The 15,233-nt window shown below is 68.9% G+C and carries 14 protein-coding genes; 5 read left to right on the top strand and 9 right to left on the bottom strand.

Features of this window, described 5'->3' with window-relative positions; genetic code table 11:
- Nucleotides 1-234: 234 nt before the first annotated feature.
- From BLS95_RS25265 to BLS95_RS25250, 4 genes are all read left to right on the top strand, one after another.
- Nucleotides 235-1,233, top strand: a complete 999-nt coding sequence (locus tag BLS95_RS25265; protein ID WP_090935880.1) for an ABC transporter substrate-binding protein — start codon at nucleotides 235-237, stop codon at nucleotides 1,231-1,233.
- Entirely contained in the window at nucleotides 1,230-2,045 is an 816-nt protein-coding gene (locus tag BLS95_RS25260; RefSeq protein ID WP_090935877.1) for an ABC transporter permease, read from the top strand. Before BLS95_RS25265 ends, BLS95_RS25260 begins: the two co-directional genes overlap by 4 nt.
- 95 nt (nucleotides 2,046-2,140) lie before the next feature.
- The gene (locus tag BLS95_RS25255; RefSeq protein WP_245765261.1) at nucleotides 2,141-2,944 is read left to right on the top strand and encodes an ABC transporter permease; all 804 of its coding nucleotides are present in this window, start codon (nucleotides 2,141-2,143) and stop codon (nucleotides 2,942-2,944) included.
- A 145-nt stretch (nucleotides 2,945-3,089) separates the two neighbouring features.
- Nucleotides 3,090-3,860, top strand: coding sequence for an ABC transporter ATP-binding protein (locus BLS95_RS25250; protein WP_090935871.1), 771 nt, complete (start codon nucleotides 3,090-3,092; stop codon nucleotides 3,858-3,860).
- A 335-nt stretch (nucleotides 3,861-4,195) separates the two neighbouring features.
- Here BLS95_RS25250 and BLS95_RS25245 read toward each other — a convergent pair whose 3' ends face one another.
- The 6 genes from BLS95_RS25245 to BLS95_RS25220 all read right to left on the bottom strand — a co-directional run bounded on the left by BLS95_RS25245 (nucleotide 4,196) and on the right by BLS95_RS25220 (nucleotide 11,744).
- Nucleotides 4,196-4,774 carry a GTP-binding protein gene (locus BLS95_RS25245; protein ID WP_090935868.1) on the bottom strand — a complete coding sequence of 193 codons (579 nt, stop codon included), beginning with the start codon at nucleotides 4,772-4,774 and terminating at the stop codon, nucleotides 4,196-4,198.
- Nucleotides 4,755-5,159, bottom strand: a complete 405-nt coding sequence (locus BLS95_RS25240) for a DUF742 domain-containing protein (protein ID WP_245765260.1) — start codon at nucleotides 5,157-5,159, stop codon at nucleotides 4,755-4,757. Before BLS95_RS25240 ends, BLS95_RS25245 begins: the two co-directional genes overlap by 20 nt.
- Nucleotides 5,160-5,178: 19 nt before the next feature.
- Entirely contained in the window at nucleotides 5,179-5,601 is a 423-nt protein-coding gene (locus tag BLS95_RS25235; protein ID WP_090935862.1) for a roadblock/LC7 domain-containing protein, read from the bottom strand.
- Nucleotides 5,598-8,792: a sensor histidine kinase gene (locus BLS95_RS25230; RefSeq protein ID WP_176993379.1), complete on the bottom strand. Its 3,195-nt coding sequence runs from the start codon at nucleotides 8,790-8,792 to the stop codon at nucleotides 5,598-5,600. Before BLS95_RS25230 ends, BLS95_RS25235 begins: the two co-directional genes overlap by 4 nt.
- A gap of 252 nt (nucleotides 8,793-9,044) precedes the next feature.
- Nucleotides 9,045-10,442, bottom strand: a complete 1,398-nt coding sequence (locus BLS95_RS25225; RefSeq protein WP_090935856.1) for an aminobutyraldehyde dehydrogenase — start codon at nucleotides 10,440-10,442, stop codon at nucleotides 9,045-9,047.
- Nucleotides 10,443-10,490: 48 nt separating this feature from the next.
- Nucleotides 10,491-11,744: a glycosyltransferase gene (locus tag BLS95_RS25220; RefSeq protein ID WP_245765259.1), complete on the bottom strand. Its 1,254-nt coding sequence runs from the start codon at nucleotides 11,742-11,744 to the stop codon at nucleotides 10,491-10,493.
- Nucleotides 11,745-11,891: 147 nt separating this feature from the next.
- On the opposite strand from BLS95_RS25220, the gene BLS95_RS25215 reads away from it, so the two are divergent.
- Complete coding sequence (locus BLS95_RS25215) at nucleotides 11,892-12,497, top strand: TetR/AcrR family transcriptional regulator (RefSeq protein ID WP_245765258.1); 606 nt, start codon at nucleotides 11,892-11,894, stop codon at nucleotides 12,495-12,497.
- A gap of 38 nt (nucleotides 12,498-12,535) precedes the next feature.
- Here BLS95_RS25215 and BLS95_RS25210 read toward each other — a convergent pair whose 3' ends face one another.
- The 3 genes from BLS95_RS25210 to BLS95_RS25200 are packed head-to-tail and all read right to left on the bottom strand — an operon-like array spanning nucleotide 12,536 to nucleotide 15,231.
- The gene (locus BLS95_RS25210; protein WP_090935850.1) at nucleotides 12,536-13,606 is read right to left on the bottom strand and encodes an ABC transporter ATP-binding protein; all 1,071 of its coding nucleotides are present in this window, start codon (nucleotides 13,604-13,606) and stop codon (nucleotides 12,536-12,538) included.
- Nucleotides 13,593-14,372: an ABC transporter permease gene (locus tag BLS95_RS25205; protein WP_176993378.1), complete on the bottom strand. Its 780-nt coding sequence runs from the start codon at nucleotides 14,370-14,372 to the stop codon at nucleotides 13,593-13,595. The genes BLS95_RS25210 and BLS95_RS25205 overlap by 14 nt, the downstream gene beginning before the upstream one ends.
- Nucleotides 14,365-15,231, bottom strand: a complete 867-nt coding sequence (locus tag BLS95_RS25200) for an ABC transporter permease (RefSeq protein ID WP_245765257.1) — start codon at nucleotides 15,229-15,231, stop codon at nucleotides 14,365-14,367. The genes BLS95_RS25205 and BLS95_RS25200 overlap by 8 nt, the downstream gene beginning before the upstream one ends.
- Nucleotides 15,232-15,233 lie beyond the last annotated feature (2 nt).

Below are 15,233 nucleotides of genomic sequence, written 5' to 3'. Positions count from 1 at the left end.
CAGTGACCCCGCACGCCACCTCCTTCCACAAACCGGACAAACATACGATTCTCACCGTTCGTCAAAATTTCACGATATAGCTGTAAACCGACATTGCAACCACAAGTGTTATCTTCGCCATAATGAACGCCAATTTGGTGCTACGGTCGATCCCTGCTGTGCGTCAGGCACACAGCCCCCGGGAGCACAAGCCACCCGGTCCCCCCCTGGCTCCATCTGAAGGGAGTCCCTGACATGAGGTTTGGCCGTTCCGCCAGGGCCGCCATCATCGGGTTAGCTTTGACACTGGGAGCCGTCGCGTGCAGCACGGGCGGCTCCACGACAGTCAGTTCGCCGCCGTCCGCATCGGCCGGCGGCCTGGAGAAGACGAAACTCAAGATCGCCACCCTGCCCGCCATCGACAGCGCCGCCATCTATGTGGCGATCGACCAGAAACTCTTCGAGCAGGAGGGCCTGGAGGTCACTCCGCAGGTCGTGCAGGCCGCGCCCGAAGCCATTCCCATGATGCTGAACGGTGAGATCGACGCCATGTTCGGCAACTACGTCTCGATGTTCCAGGCCCAGGACAAGGGCACGCTGAAACTGCGGATCCTGGCCGAGGGTTCGCGTGCGGCGCCCGACTCGCTGAGCATCATGGCGCTGCCCAATTCGCCCATCAAGACGCCCAAGGACCTCGAAGGCAAGACGATCAACGTGAACGTCCTGCACAACTTCCAGGAACTGGCTCTCGCGCAGGTGCTCAAAGCCAACAACGTCGATCCCAACACGATCAAATACGTCCAGGTGACGTTCCAGAACATCATGCCTTCCTGGCAGGGCGGCCAGATCGACGCGGCCTACCTGGGCGAGCCCCTCGTGACGGCCGCCACGTCGTCGATGGGCGCCCGCAAGATCCTCGACCCGGCCTCCGGTCCCGCGGCCGAGTTCCCGATCTCGGGCTACGTCAGCACGCAGGACTGGTATGACAAGAACGCCAAGACCGCGGCGGCCTTCCAGCGGGCCATCCACAACGCCGCCAAGCTGATGGAGAACAACCGCGAGGTGGTGGCCAAGGTGCTGCCCACCTTCACCCAGATCGACGCCGCGACGGCGGCGACGGTCACCTTCCCGTACTTCTCCAGCAACGACAACCCGGTGCGCCTCCAACGGGTCGCCGACTGGATGCTGGAAGCCAAGTGGCTCACCAAGGCGATCGACGTCAAGGCGCTGATGTCGCCCACCACCTCCGGGTGAGCACCCAGACCCTGACGGCCCGGGTCCGCCCGGCCGCGGCCACTCGCTGGTCGCGCCGGGCGGCCGGGGTCCTGGTATTCGCCGCGCTGATCGAACTGGCCGCCAGGACCGGGCTGGTCGACCGAAAGTTCCTGCCTCCGGCCACGGAGATCGTCGGCCGGGCGGTCACGCTGGCCTTCGATCCGGTCTTCGGCGGGCACGCGCTGACGAGCCTGCTCGCGTGGGCGATCGGGCTCGGGCTGGCGACGCTGATCGCGGTGCCGCTCGGCCTGCTGCTCGGCAGCGTGCCGATCGTGGACGCGGCCACCCGTTCCGTCGTGGAGTTCCTCCGGCCGATCCCGTCGGTGGCGCTGATCCCCTTGGTGGCGCTGGTGATCGGGACGGGGCTCCAGCTCCGCGTCACGCTCGTGGTCTACGCCTCGCTCTGGCCGATCCTCTACAACACGATGTACGGCCTGCGCGGCGTGGACCCGCTGGCCAAGGAGTCGCTCAGGTCGTACGGCTTCGGGGCGGCGGCGGTCCTGCTGCGGGTGTCGTTGCCGTCGTCGGCGCCCTTCATCACCACCGGGGTCCGGCTGGCGGCGGGGGTGGCGCTGATCCTGACCGTCAGCACCGAGATCGTGGCCGGGCGGGGTGAGGGCATCGGCGTCTTCATCTTCTTCGCCGGGATCGCCGTGCCCGCGCGCATGATCGACATCCTGGCCGGGGTGTTCTGGGTGGGGCTGTTCGGAGTGCTGGTGAACGCGCTGCTGGTCGCGGCCGAACGGCGGGCCTTCCGATGGCACCACGTGCGGTTGGGAGAACACTCGTGAGCACACGGTTGGGACGGGCGCCCCTGACGACGCGCGGCACGCGGACGGGGACAGCGCCAATGAGGACGCGCGGCACACGGACGGGGGGAGCTCCCATGAGGACGCGCGGCATGCGGACCACGGTGTTCCGTGCCCTCGTGCTGGTCGTGCTCGTGATCGCCTGGGAGGGGGTCACGAGGGCGGCCGGCAGCGCATTCTTCCCGCCGCCGAGCACGATCCTGGGGCGCATGCACGCCATGTGGTTCTCCGGGCCGGTCGGGACGCTGTTCCTGACCGACGCGGCCGTCGGGAACATCCTGCCGAGCCTGGGCCGGATGTTCGCCGGGTTCGCCGGGGGCGCGCTGGCCGGGGTGGCGCTCGGGCTGGCGCTGGGATTGTCGGCCAGGGCCTACGACTATCTCGACGGGGTGCTGCAGTTCCTGCGGGCGATCCCGCCGCCCGCGCTGGTGACGGTCTTCCTGGTGGTGTTCGGGTTCGGGCTGCGGATGCAGCTGGCGTTCATCGTGTTCAGCATCGTGTGGCCGGTGCTGCTCAACACCGCCGACGGCGCCCGCTCGGTCGAGCCGCTGCACCTGGAGACGTGCCGGGCGTTCCGGCTGTCGCGGGCCGAGCGGCTCTTCCGGGTGGTGCTGCCGTCGGCGCTGCCCAAGATGTTCGCGGGGCTGCGGCTGGCGCTGTCGCTCTCGCTGATCGTCATGGTGTTCTCCGAACTGCTGCCCGGCACCACGAACGGGATCGGCTTCCAGATCACGGACGCGTACTCGACGTTCGACCTGCCCGCCATGTGGGCCGGGATCGTCCTGCTCGGGGTGCTGGGCTACCTGTTCAACGAGCTGTTCCTGGTCGTCGAGCGGCGGGTGCTGGCCTGGCACCAGGCCGCGCAGGGTCCGCCTGGTTAGCGCCGGGCACGACTCATGAGAGTAAGATCGCGCGTGGTATGGGGTTACGTGACAGCAATGTCAGCCGATTCCCGCTTCGATAGAGTGTTCAGCGGCTCCGTTAGAGTCGCCGTGTTGTCCATGATCTCGCCCCCGAGGAAATCCATTGCTCGAGATAGACAACCTCTCCCACGTTTACGGCGGCGGCAGCCCTAACGCGCACCACGCCATTGAGGGCCTCAACCTGAGCGTTGCCGAGGGCGAGCTGCTGTGCATCGTCGGCCCGTCAGGGGCCGGCAAGTCCACGCTGCTGCGGTCGATCGCCGGCCTGATCAGTCCCACCGGCGGGCAGATCAGGATCGAGGGCAACGTGGTGCGCCAGACTCCCGACAACCTCGCCGTCGTCTTCCAGGACTACAGCCGCTCGCTGTTCCCCTGGATGTCGGTGGTGGACAACGTGGCGTTGCCGCTGCGCCGCAAGAACATGGACAAGCGCCAGCGCCGCGAGGCCGCCCACGAGGCCCTGGAGTCGGTGGGGCTGGCGGGCGCGGAGCGCAAATACCCCTTCCAGCTCTCCGGCGGCATGCAGCAGCGGGTGGCCATCGCGCGGGCGCTGGCGTACCGGCCGGCGCTGATGCTCATGGACGAGCCGTTCGGGTCGGTGGACGCGCAGACCCGGGAGGACCTGGAGGACCTGGTGCTGAAGGTCCGCGGGCACCACAAGATGACGATCGTGCTCATCACGCACGACATCGACGAGAGCGTCTACGTCGGCGACCGGGTGGTGGTGCTGTCCAAGGCGCCGGCGCACGTGGTGGGAGACCTCAAGGTAGAGCTGCCGACGCCGCGCGACCAGATCTCCACCCGCGAACACCCCGACTTCGTCCACCTACGCGCCGAAGTCGGCCGCCTGGTCCGCGGCCACGCCGCCGTGTAATCCATTTTCATCTTGTACGGCGAAGCCAAGCCTTCTATCTGGTACGGCGGAGCCAAGCCTTTTATCTGGTACGGCGGAGCCAAGCCGGCCGCCACCCGCCATACGGGGCGGGTGGCCTCCAGGAGGACGGCCGCTGACCCGCACGGGGTCGGCCGCCGTCACGGCGCATGCTTGACCGGCTCCGTGGCCCAACCTTGGGCGATTCCCTGGTCGAACCCCTGGGCCGATGGCCGTTCCCTGGTCGGGGTGTTGGCCTCACGCCCATAGTTATCGCACAGACGAAGCGGCCCGGCACCCAAGGGGTGGCGGGCCGCTTGTCTGGGGATTCTCCCGGGTTAGACCGGGGTGTGCATGTGGCGGGTCAGTGCGTGTTCCACCAAAGTGATCAAGGTGGACTTGACCGACTCGCGCTGCCGGGCGTCCAGTCGCACGATCGGGATGTGATCGCCGATCGACAGAGCCTCCCGGAGTTCCTCCTCCGCGTGGGCGAACTGTCCGTCCCACCCGTTGATGCCGATCACGAACGGCAGTTTCGCCTCTTCGAAATAGTCGATCGCGGGGAAACTGTCCGCCAGCCGGCGTGTGTCCACCAGCACCACCGCGCCGATGGCACCCCGTACCAGGTCGTCCCACATGAACCAGAACCGGTGCTGCCCGGGCGTGCCGAACAGGTACAGGATCAGGTCACGGTCGAGGGAGACCCGGCCGAAGTCCATGGCCACGGTCGTGGTCGTCTTGTTCGGTGTGAGGGAGACGTCGTCCACGTGCGCCGAGGCGTCCGTCATGACCGCTTCCGTGGTGAGCGGCAGGATCTCGGAGACCGCACCCACGAATGTCGTCTTCCCCACGCCGAAGCCCCCGGCCACGACGATCTTCGTCGAGGTTAGGCCGGGGCTAGAGCCTGCGAAGTCCACTGAGCACCCTTTCGAGCAAGTTGAGGTCCGGCTTTCCCGCGTCCAGCGCAGGCTGGTGCACGCGAATCAGGCCCTCCGACGCCATGTCGGCTATCAGCACCCGGACCACACCAAGCGGCTGACGTAAAAGGGCGGAGATCTCGGCAACCGACCGGACGTTCCGGGTCAGCTGGATGATCGTCTGATACTCCGGACTTAGTAGGGAAATGTCTTGGTATTCCGACGTCACGGAGGACACCAGTGCCTCCATGGCGAACTTCATCCGCGGCGCGGTGCGCCCCCCGGTCACGGCATAGGGCCGTACCAAGGAGCTCGGCTTCTGCGGACGGGGAGCCGCCGGGTGCGGCGGAGTGCTATCACCAGCCCAACCCTGACCTGACACCATCTTCTCCTGTCACCCCCCGCTAGCGGGGGCGTGCCGCTTGCAGTTCGGCGCGTACGGCCGGAGTCAGCACCTGGCCTGCCCGCTCGACCAGCAGAGTCATCTGGTAGGCCACCAGACCCATGTCACAGTCGGGGGCCGCCAGGACGGCCAAGCAGGAGCCATCGCTGATCGACATGATCATCAAGAGCCCACGCTGCATTTCGATAACGGTCTGCGTCACCATACCGCCCTCGAACACCCGCGCGGCGCCCTGGGTCAAGCTGATCACACCCGAGGCCACCGCGGCGAGCTGGTCGGCCCGATCCTTGGGAAACCCCTCGGAGAAAGCCAGTGGCAACCCGTCAGACGACACCACGACCGTGTGAGCGACGCCTGGCACGTTGTTCACGAAGTCCGTGATCAGCCAGCTGATACCGCGCGCTCCCTGGCTCATCTCTCTCATTTGTCCTCCTCATTCTCTTCTCCGCGGGTGAACGCCCGGCCCTGCCGGACACCCTGCTGGAAGCTGGAGAGCCGACTGCGCAACCGCTCGGGTGAGATCTGCGGTGCCGGTGACGTGGCCTGCGGCTCGGCGAGACTCGCCGTACCGGGTACGAGATTGGCCTTGGGGACGCGACGGGGCAGCCCCGAGGACGTCATGCCGCCCTGCGCCGGCTGCGCGGCGGCCTGCGCGGCCTGGAAGCCGGAGTCCGCGGGCGAGGACCAGCTCGCGCTGACACCGGACTGTCCCGGCCGGCGGCGCGGCAGCCCGCCGGACGTGGAATCCGGCTGGGCCATCGGCGGCGCGGCGGCGGGGGGCGGTGGCGACGGCTCCGCGGGCACCGCGGGGTGCACGGCCGTGATCTCGTGCTCGCCCTCGGGTTCGGGCTGCTCCGGCCGCCGGAACCAGTCCGAGCCGACCGACGAGAAGATCGGCAGGTACTCGTCGCCCTGCTCCTCCATGGGCGAGTTGCGCACCACGGGCAGCGGACCGGTCAGGTCCTGCGAGGCGTAGTTGCCGGGGCCGAAGGGGCTGTAGTTGGAGTGCCCGTTCTGCTCGTACTGGTCGACGGGCTTGGGCTCCTCGGCGAACGGCGAGCGGTAACCCTCGTCGAACTGCGGCCGCTGCCGCTCCCCCGCCTCGAACAACGACCTGCGCGGCGTCGGGTCGCCGAACGACGACCAGCGCGGCGGCTCCTCCTGGGACGGAGGCGGCGGTTCGGTGGCGAACGACGGCCAGCGCGGCTCGTCCTGCGCCGGAGGCGGCGGTGCCTCGGCGAACGACGGCCAGCGGTTCTCCTCGAACGGGCGCGAGGCCGGCGGCTGCTCCTCCGCGAACGACGGCCAGCGCTGCTCGCCGAAGGGCTGCGACGGTTCAGGGAACGACGGCTGGGCCGGCGGCATCTGCACGGCAGGCTGCTGGGCGGTGGGCGGCTGGTCGTCGGCGAAGGACGGCCAGCGCTGCTCGTCCTGCGGGCCCTGCGCCCCCTGCTGCTGCTCCGAGAAGGGCGACCAGTCCCCGAACGACGGCTCGCCGAAGCCCACGGGCTGCTGCTCGCCGAACGCCGGCTGCTCGATCGAGGGCCAGTTGCCGGTCCCGGGAGCGGGCAGCGAGCCCGGCCACTGCGTGTCCAGCACCTGGTCGGGCCGGTCGACGGACGGCGTCGCGGGCCCCGACCCGTTCTGCGACATCCCCTGGCCGAACGTGCTCGGATCGAAGGTCGTGAACGCTTCGTACTGGCCGCCCGGGTGCCCGGACCCGGGGCCGCCGTGGATGAGCATGTCCGGCATCATGACCAGCGCGCTCAGCCCACCGGCCTCCCGCATGCTGAGCTGCACGCGGATGCCGTGCCGCAGCGCCAGCCGGCCGACCACGAACAGGCCCATGCGCCGGGAGACCGACACGTCCACCACCGGCGGGTTGGCCAGGCGCCAGTTGGCCTCGGCCAGCTCGTCCTGGCTCATGCCGATGCCCAGGTCGTTGATCGACACGAGCACGCCGCCCTCGGCGGGCGTGCTGGTGACGTGGACCTTGCTCTCCCGGGGGGAGAAGGAGATGGCGTTCTCGATCAGCTCGGCGAGCAGGTGGACGGTGTCGGTGACGGCGGGGCCGACGATCAGCGTGCCGGACGGGATCTGGATCTGGACCCGCTCGTAGTTCTCGACCTCGGACAGCGAGGCGCGGGCGATGTCGACCAGCGGCACCGGCTCGCTCCACTTGCGGGCGGCCTCCTGGCCGGCGAGGACCAGCAGGTTCTCGCTGTTGCGGCGCATGCGGGTGGCCAGGTGGTCCAGGCGGAACAGGTTCGCCAGCCGCTGCTCGTCCTCCTCGCCCTGCTCCAGGCCCTCGATCAGCTGGAGCTGGCGCTCGACCAGCGTCTGGCTGCGGCGGGAGAGGTTGACGAACATCGCGTTGACGTTCGTACGCAGTTTGGCCTCGTCACCGGCCAGTCGCAGCGCCTCGCGGTGGACCTCGTCGAAGGCCCGGGCCACTTCACCGATCTCGTCACGGGTGTTGACGCCGACCGAGGGCACGTCGGGCACCTGCGCGCCGTCACCGGACTCGCGCAGCAGGCGGACCGTCTCGGGCAGCCGGGTCGTGGCGACCTGGAGCGCCTCGGCGCGCAGCCGGCGCAGCGGGCGGACCAGCGAGCCGGCCACGCGGGTGGTGATGACCAGGACGAGCAGCAGCAGGACGAGGATCAGCGCGCCGGAGATGATGGCGTTGCGCTGCTCGGTGTCGCTCAGGTCCCGGGTCCTGATTACGATCTTGGTGGCCAGGCCGTCCTCGATCTTGCGGATGGCGTTGCCGGTGACGGTTGTGGCGTCGTACCAGGGGTTGAGGTCGCGGCCGGGGACGGTGACGTCGAGGTCCCTGATCCGGTCGGCCGCGCGGACCTGGGCCAGGGCGCGCTGCCGCATGGCGTCGGCGAGGTCGACCTGCGGTCCCCTGACGCCCTTCTGGTAGGCGGCCAGGTCCCTGGGAGCGGCCTCCTGCTCGAAGGCGGCCATCTCGGCCTGCTGCTTGTCCCAGGAGCCGAGGAAGTCGGTCCAGTCGTCCTTGTCCAGCCGGCGCTGGAGCAACTGGACGATGAGGATGATCTGCTGGCGCGAGACCTCCTCCTTGACCCGCTGCAGCGAGCCGAGCGCCGCCACGTCCCGCTGGAGGGTGTCGTCGCTGACACCGTCACCCAGGGCGTCCTCGATGGCGGAGAAGACGCTGATCATGGTCGTGTAGGTGGCGATGGACGCGCGCGGGGGCACGTTCTCCACCATGGAGTCGCGCAGGCTGTCCAGGCCCGCGAGCCATCTGCGGGTGTCCGCGACGCCTTCCTGGATGCGGGTGGAGAACGTGGCGTCGATGGCGTTCGCCGCGGTCAGCACCTGGTCCCTGGCCTTGTCCGTCGCCTGCCGCTGGGTCTTGAGCTGGACGAAACGTCCGGCCCTGTTGCGGTCGGCGACGTACCAGGCGGTGAGCGTGCGCTCCTTGCCGAGCTCGTGGTTGAGCGCACCGATGCGCTGAACCAGCTCGGCCACCTCGGTGAGCCGCCGGTATTCGGCGCTGGTGCCGATGGCGTTGGCAAGCTGGACACCGGCGAGCAGCACACCCACGATCGTGGGGATGAGGATCAGCGCGACCAGCCTTGAGCGCACACGCCAGTTCCCCAGCCGGAAACGTCCGCCTGTGTACTCCCCTGACCTCATGTGTCTGGGGTTTTCCGTCCTCACTGACTCTCGCAACCTCTCGCCGGTACGTGCTCGAAAGAAATCAGACACGCGTGTGGCGCATGGGATTCTGTCCGGCTGGGTAATTGGAACACAACCCGTACCAGATCGGCCAACCGAACATATCCCATCAAAGGGCCCCAAAGAGTGACTTTGGGGCACATAGCGCCTTACACGTTTTCAGGCGGGCCGGAACGAATCCCGCTCGGCCGGTGCCGCGTGCTTCACCATCAGGTGCCGCGTCACCGAATACTCCTGCACCGCCTCCTGGCTCATGTCCTTGCCGAAGCCGCTGCCCTTCACCCCGCCGTGCGGCGCCTCGCTGGCGATGGGCAGATGGTCGTTGACCCAGGTCACGCCCACATCGAGCCGATGCGAGACACGCATCGCCCGCGAGACGTCCCGCGACCACACCGAGGACGCCAGCCCGTACCGGGTGTCGTTGGCCAGCCTGACCGCCTCGTCCTCGCCATCGAACGGCAAGGCGACCAGGACAGGGCCGAAAAGCTCACCCTGCACGATCTCGCTCTCCTGTGCGACCTCGCCGACAAGCGTAGGCGGGTAGTAGAAGCCCTGTCCGGCGATCGGCGAGCCTCCTCGCAACACCCGCCCGCCGGCCCTGCTGACGAACCCGTGCACCCGGTCCCGGTGCGCCGCCGAGATCAGCGGGCCGATGTCCGTGGCAGGATCCCACGGGTCTCCGACGGAGATTTCGGCAAGTGTTGCCTGGAGCGCCGCCACCGCGTCGTCGTACACCTCACGGGCGACGTAGACGCGGGTGGCGGCCGTGCAGTCCTGGCCGGTGTTGTACGTCGCCCCGAGGGCCACGCCGCGGGCCATCTCCGCCAGGTCGGCGTCCTCGAACACCAGAGCCGGGGCCTTGCCGCCGAGCTCCAGGTGCACCCGCTTGAGCGTGGCGGCCGCCCCGGACATCACCGCCCGGCCCGTCTCCGTCGAGCCGGTGACGCTCACCATGTCCACCCCGGGATGGGCGACCAGCGCCTGGCCCACCTCGGCGTCGCCAGTGACGGCCTGGACGAGCCCCTTGGGGCCGCCCGCCGCGGCGAACAGCTCGGCCAGCCGGAGCGTCGTCCGCGGCGTCTGCGGCGCCGGCTTGATCACCACGGCGTTGCCCGCGGCCACCGCTGGACCGATCTTCCAGACGGCCATGACGAACGGAAAGTTCCACGGCGCGATCGACCCCACCACCCCGACCGGGCGGCGCAGCAGGATCGAGGTGTAGCCGGGACTGAACACCCCGGCCCCCGACCCCTCCAGCGAGCGGGCGGCCCCGGCGAAGAAGCGCAGGTTGTCCACTGCGAAGGGCAGCTCACCGTCCCGGAACACCGCGGCCGGCTTGCCCGTCTCCTCCACCTCCAACCTGGTCAGCTCCTCGGCCTCGGCCTCCACCAGGTCGGCCACCCGCAGCAGCAGCCTGGCCCGCTCGGCCGGAGTGGCCCGCGACCACTCCTCGAACGCCTCGCGAGCCGTCTCTACGGCCGCCGCCACACCCTCCACCGGCGTGTCCGGAATTTCGGCGCAGGGGAGACCGGTAGCGGGGTTGATCAGTTCACGCATCGGGGGACTTCATTTCCTCAAGGTCGTGCTCCTGGCCGAAGGAGCCGGTCAGGACTGGCCGAGCTGCTCGATCAGGTCGGCGGCCTTGCGCAGGCCGTCGCGGCGCCTGATCTCCTCGCCCGCGGCGGCGACCCGCGCCCGCAGCTCGGCGTCACCGAGCAGGCGCGTGACCGCCCCCAGAAGTTCTTCATCTGTGAAGGTGTAGGTCGAGAGCCTGACACCATAACCCAGCTCAGCCACCCGCTGGGCGTTGTCGTACTGGTCCCAGAAGAGCGGCAGCAGGATCATCGGCTTGCCGAAGTGCAGCGCCTCCGTGGTGGTGTTGTTGCCCCCGTGGGTGATGACGAGGTCACACAACGGGACGATCTTAGTCTGCGGGAGGAACTCCGCGCCCCACATGTTGGCGGGAAGCTTGATCTCCTCGTGCAGCGGGCCCTTGGAGACGATGTACTGGTGCGGCGTGGCGGCCAGCACGTCGATCACCCGCTGCATCAGCTCCACGTCGGAGGAGCCGAGCGACCCGAGCGAGAAGTAGATCAGCGAGCCCTCGTTGCGCTCGAAGGGCAGCTCGAACTCCTCGTCGGTCTCGCGTACCGAGGAGTCGAGGCGGTGCCAGGTGGGGCCGAGCGGGCGGGCGTCCACGTAGTCGAGGATCTCGGGGTAGACGTAGAGGTTGAGGTCGCCCTCGTGGATGAAGTCCAGGTCGGGCAGCGGCTCGGTGCCCTGCGCGACCGACCACTCGTTGAAGGCGGTCCAGATCTCGCGGTGCGTACGGTCGTACTCGGCGCGGAAGGCGTCCCACTCGCCACGGTCGTCGGCGGGCAGGCCGGAGAAGACCGGCGCGATGTTCTCGCCCCGCGCCTCCAGCGGGTTGCACGAGACGATGCGGACGAACTTCTTGCCCGCCGTGAGCAGCGCCGGGAACGTGATCACGTTGTCCTCGACGATCACGTCCGGGTTCACCCGCTCGATGATGGCCTTGAGCTGGGGCTCGCAGTATTTCACCCCGTCGATCAGGGAGTCCCAGATCGGCTTGGTGACGGTTTCGAGCTGCTCCAGCGTGCTCTTGCGGTATTCGGGCGCGGTCTCGCGGATGAAGTCCTTCCAGAACTGGCCCGCGTCCTGCTCAGCGTCCTCGGCGGGGGGCGGCGCGAGGTCGACGAGGTCTTCCTCGAAGCCGAGGGCTTCGAGCTTGCCCCGCCATGACGCCTCCGCGGCGAAGACGACACGGTGGCCCCGGCGGCGGAGGATGTCGCCGACGCCGATGCAGTTGTTGGTGGGCCCGTAGGCGCTTTCAGGCATGAACAGGATCGTGAGAGGCATCGAGAACTCCGGGGGAACTCGTCAATTTGAAGAGGAATTCAAATACGCATCTAGCGTGGAGGTAAAGTTACCGGCACTATGGTCACGGCCAACTGAACAGCAGCCGAACGAGTGAAGGTGGTGGGGGTGGCCCAGCGTAAGAGCCGCAGTGATCGGCGCATCGACTTGATCGAGGCCGCTCGCAGGGCCATCATCCGGCACGGCGTGGACGGTGTACAGCTCTCGCACGTGGCCGAGGAGGCCGGACTGACCTCCGGCGCCGTGCTCTACCACTACCCCGACCTCAGCGAGCTGCTGGTCGAGGCGCAGCACGCGGGCATGGAGCGCTTCTACGAGCAGCGCCTGAGGCAGCTCTCGGCGCTCACCGACCCGGTCGAGAAGCTGGTCGTGACGATCAGGTCGGGGCTGCCCACCGGGCCGCTCGACCCCGACGTACGCCTGCTCAACGAGCTCGGCGGGGCCGCGGGCCGCAACCGGGTCTACGGCGTGCTGCTCACCTCGCTCTACGACCGGCAGGTGTCGATGTACCAGGCGATCCTGGACACCGGGGCGGCCCTCGGGGTGTTCCGGCTGAGCGCGGACTCGGTGACGATCGCGCGCAACCTGGTGGCCCTGGAGGACGCCTACGGCTACCGGATCACGGCCAGGCACCCGCTGATCGGCCCGGCCGAGGCGGCCGAGCTGATCCTGTCGTACGCCCGCGCGGCCACCGGCAACGACCTGTCCTACTGACGGCCTCCCGTGCGACCCGACGGGCCGTCCCCGGGCGCTCATTCGTCGGCCGCCATGATGACCGCGTCGCGGGCGTTCCAGCGCACCCCGACCTTGGCCCCGGCCGCCACCTGACCGGCGCCCTGCACGGCCACCAGCACGGGCTTGGTCCGGCCCGGCAGCTCCACGGAGATGTGCGAGACACCGCCGAAGAAACTGACGTCCAGCACGCTGCCCCGCAGGCTCCCGGCGGCCTCCTCCCGCACCAGCTCGACGCTCTCGGGCCGCACCGCCAGCAGCGCCCTGGCGCCCGCCGCCAGCTCCGCAGGGGGCGTGCCGGGCAGCGGCCCGAAGGCGTCGCTTTCCAGCACGGCCGAGCCGCTGTCGCCGTCCGCGGGGCCGCCGACCGTACCGGGGAAGAGGTTGTTGGCGCCGACGAAGTCGGCCACGAACGGCGAGCGGGGCCGCTCGTACAGCTCCACCGGCCGGTCCACCTGGCGCACCCTGCCGCTGTCGAAGACCGCGATGCGGTCGGCCAGCGACATGGCCTCCTCCTGGTCGTGCGTGACGACCACGAACGTGATGCCGACCTCGTGTTGCAACCGCTTCAGCTCCAGCTGCATGTCGGCGCGGACCTTCTTGTCCAGGGCCGACAGCGGCTCGTCGAGCAGCAGCAGCCGGGGCCGCTTGACGATGGAGCGGGCCAGCGCCACCCGCTGCCGCTGCCCGCCGGAGAGCTGGGCGGGCCGGCGCGAGGCGTGCGCCGTCAGCCCGACCGTCTCCAGCACCTCCTCCACGCGCTGCTTGACCTCCTGGCGGGGCAGCCGCTCCCGCTCCAGCCCGTAGGCCACGTTCTTGGCCACGGTCATGTGCGGGAACAGCGCGTACGACTGGAACATGAGGCTGATCGGCCGCCGGTTCGGCGGCTTGGCCAGCAGGTCGTCGCCGTCGAGCGTGACCGAGCCGGCGTCCGGCGTCTCGAACCCGGCCACGATGCGCAACAACGTGGTCTTGCCGCAGCCGGAGGGCCCGAGCAGCGCGAAGAACTCACCCTGCTCGATCTCCAGCGACACCGCGTCGAGCGCGGTGACGTCTCCGAACCTGCGGGTGACCCCGTCAATCCTGAGCACGGGACTCCCCGATTCTCGTCAGGCGCTGCCCGGCGATCACCGCCGTGAAGCTCACCAGCAGCAGGATCGCGGCCAGCGCGTTGATCTTCGGGGTGACCCCGAAACGGATCATTGAGTAGATGACGATCGGCAGCGTCTGCTCGCTGTTGCCGATCGTGAAGTAGGCGATCACGAACTCGTCCAGCGACAGCGTGAACGCCAGCAGCGCCCCCGCGACGATCCCCGGCACGAGCTGCGGCAGCGTGATCCGCATGAACGTCGCCACCGGCCCCGCCCCGAGGTCTCGCGAGGCCTCCTCCAGGGAGGTGTCCGCCCCGGCCAGCCGCGTGCGCACCACCGCCGCCACGAACGCCATCGCGAACAGGCCGTGCGCCAGTACCACCGAGTACAGGCCGAGGGTGAGCTGGATCACGCCGTAGAAGACCAGCAGGCCGATCGCCAGCACCAGGTCGGGCAGCACGGCCGGCATCAGGGCGACCGCGTCGAGCGTCTTCGACCTGGTGTGCCTGGCCAGCCCGACGGCCAGCATGGTGCCGAGCACGGTGGCGATCGCGGTCGATCCCGTGGCCACGATCAGCGTGTTGACCAGGCCGTCCCTGATCCGCTCGTCCGCGGCCAGCTCGCCGTACCACTTGAGGCTGAAGCCGTCGAGCGTGTACGCCGAGTCGCCGGAGTTGAACGACATGACGACCAGCACGGCGATCGGCAGGTAGAGGAACGCGTACGCGGCCCAGAACGGGACGTACAGCAGCCTGCCCCTACCCACGGCGGGCCGCCCAGGCCTGCGCGACGAGCAGCACCACCAGCACCGCGATGAGCGCCAGCGCGAGCGTCGAGCCGAACGGCCAGTCGCGCGCCTTCAGGAACTGGTTGCGGATCAGGTTGCCCACCATGATCGACTTGCTGCCGCCGAGCATCTCGGGGATGACGAAGTTGCCGAAGCTGGGCACGAACACGAACAGGCTCCCGGTCAGCACCCCGGGCACCGTGAGCGGCAGCGTGACCTTTCTAAACGTGGTGAACGCGGAGGCCCCCAGGTTGGCCGACGCCTCGCGGAGCTGCGGGTCCAGCCGCTCGATCGCGGCGTAGAGGGGCAGCACCATGAGCGGCAGGTAGGAGTACAGCAGCCCGACGACGATCGCCCCGTCGTTGTACAGCAGCTCGTACGGCCCGAGCCCGAGCAGCTTCAGCCCGCTGTTGACCAGCCCGGGACCGTTGAGCAGCATGATCCAGGCGTAGATCCGGATGATGAAGTTCGTCCAGAACGGCAGCACGATGGCCACCAGGGCGACCGTCTTCCACTTCCGCGGCAGCCGGGCGATCAGGTAGGCGGTCGGGTAGCCGATCAGCAGCGCGAGCAGCGTGGTCAGCACCGCGATCCGCACCGAGTCGCCGAGCACGCCGAGGTAGAGCGGGTCGACCAGGCGGCCGAAGTTCTCCGTGGTGAACTCGTAGACCACGCCGCCGAAACGCCCGCGCTGGAAGAAGCTGGTGCCCAGCACCAGCACCAGCGGTACGAGCATCAGTACCAGCAGGTACGTCAGCCCGGGGGACAAGAACACGAACGCGCCCAGCCGGCGCCCGCGCGAGCGGGACACCGGCCGGGCCTTTGACTCAGACTTCACCG

It is taken from the genome of Nonomuraea jiangxiensis (assembly GCF_900099965.1).
Lineage (GTDB): Bacteria > Actinomycetota > Actinomycetes > Streptosporangiales > Streptosporangiaceae > Nonomuraea > Nonomuraea jiangxiensis.
The sequence above is the reverse complement of the archived record's forward strand: the minus strand, read 5'-3'. Positions and strand labels throughout refer to the sequence as shown.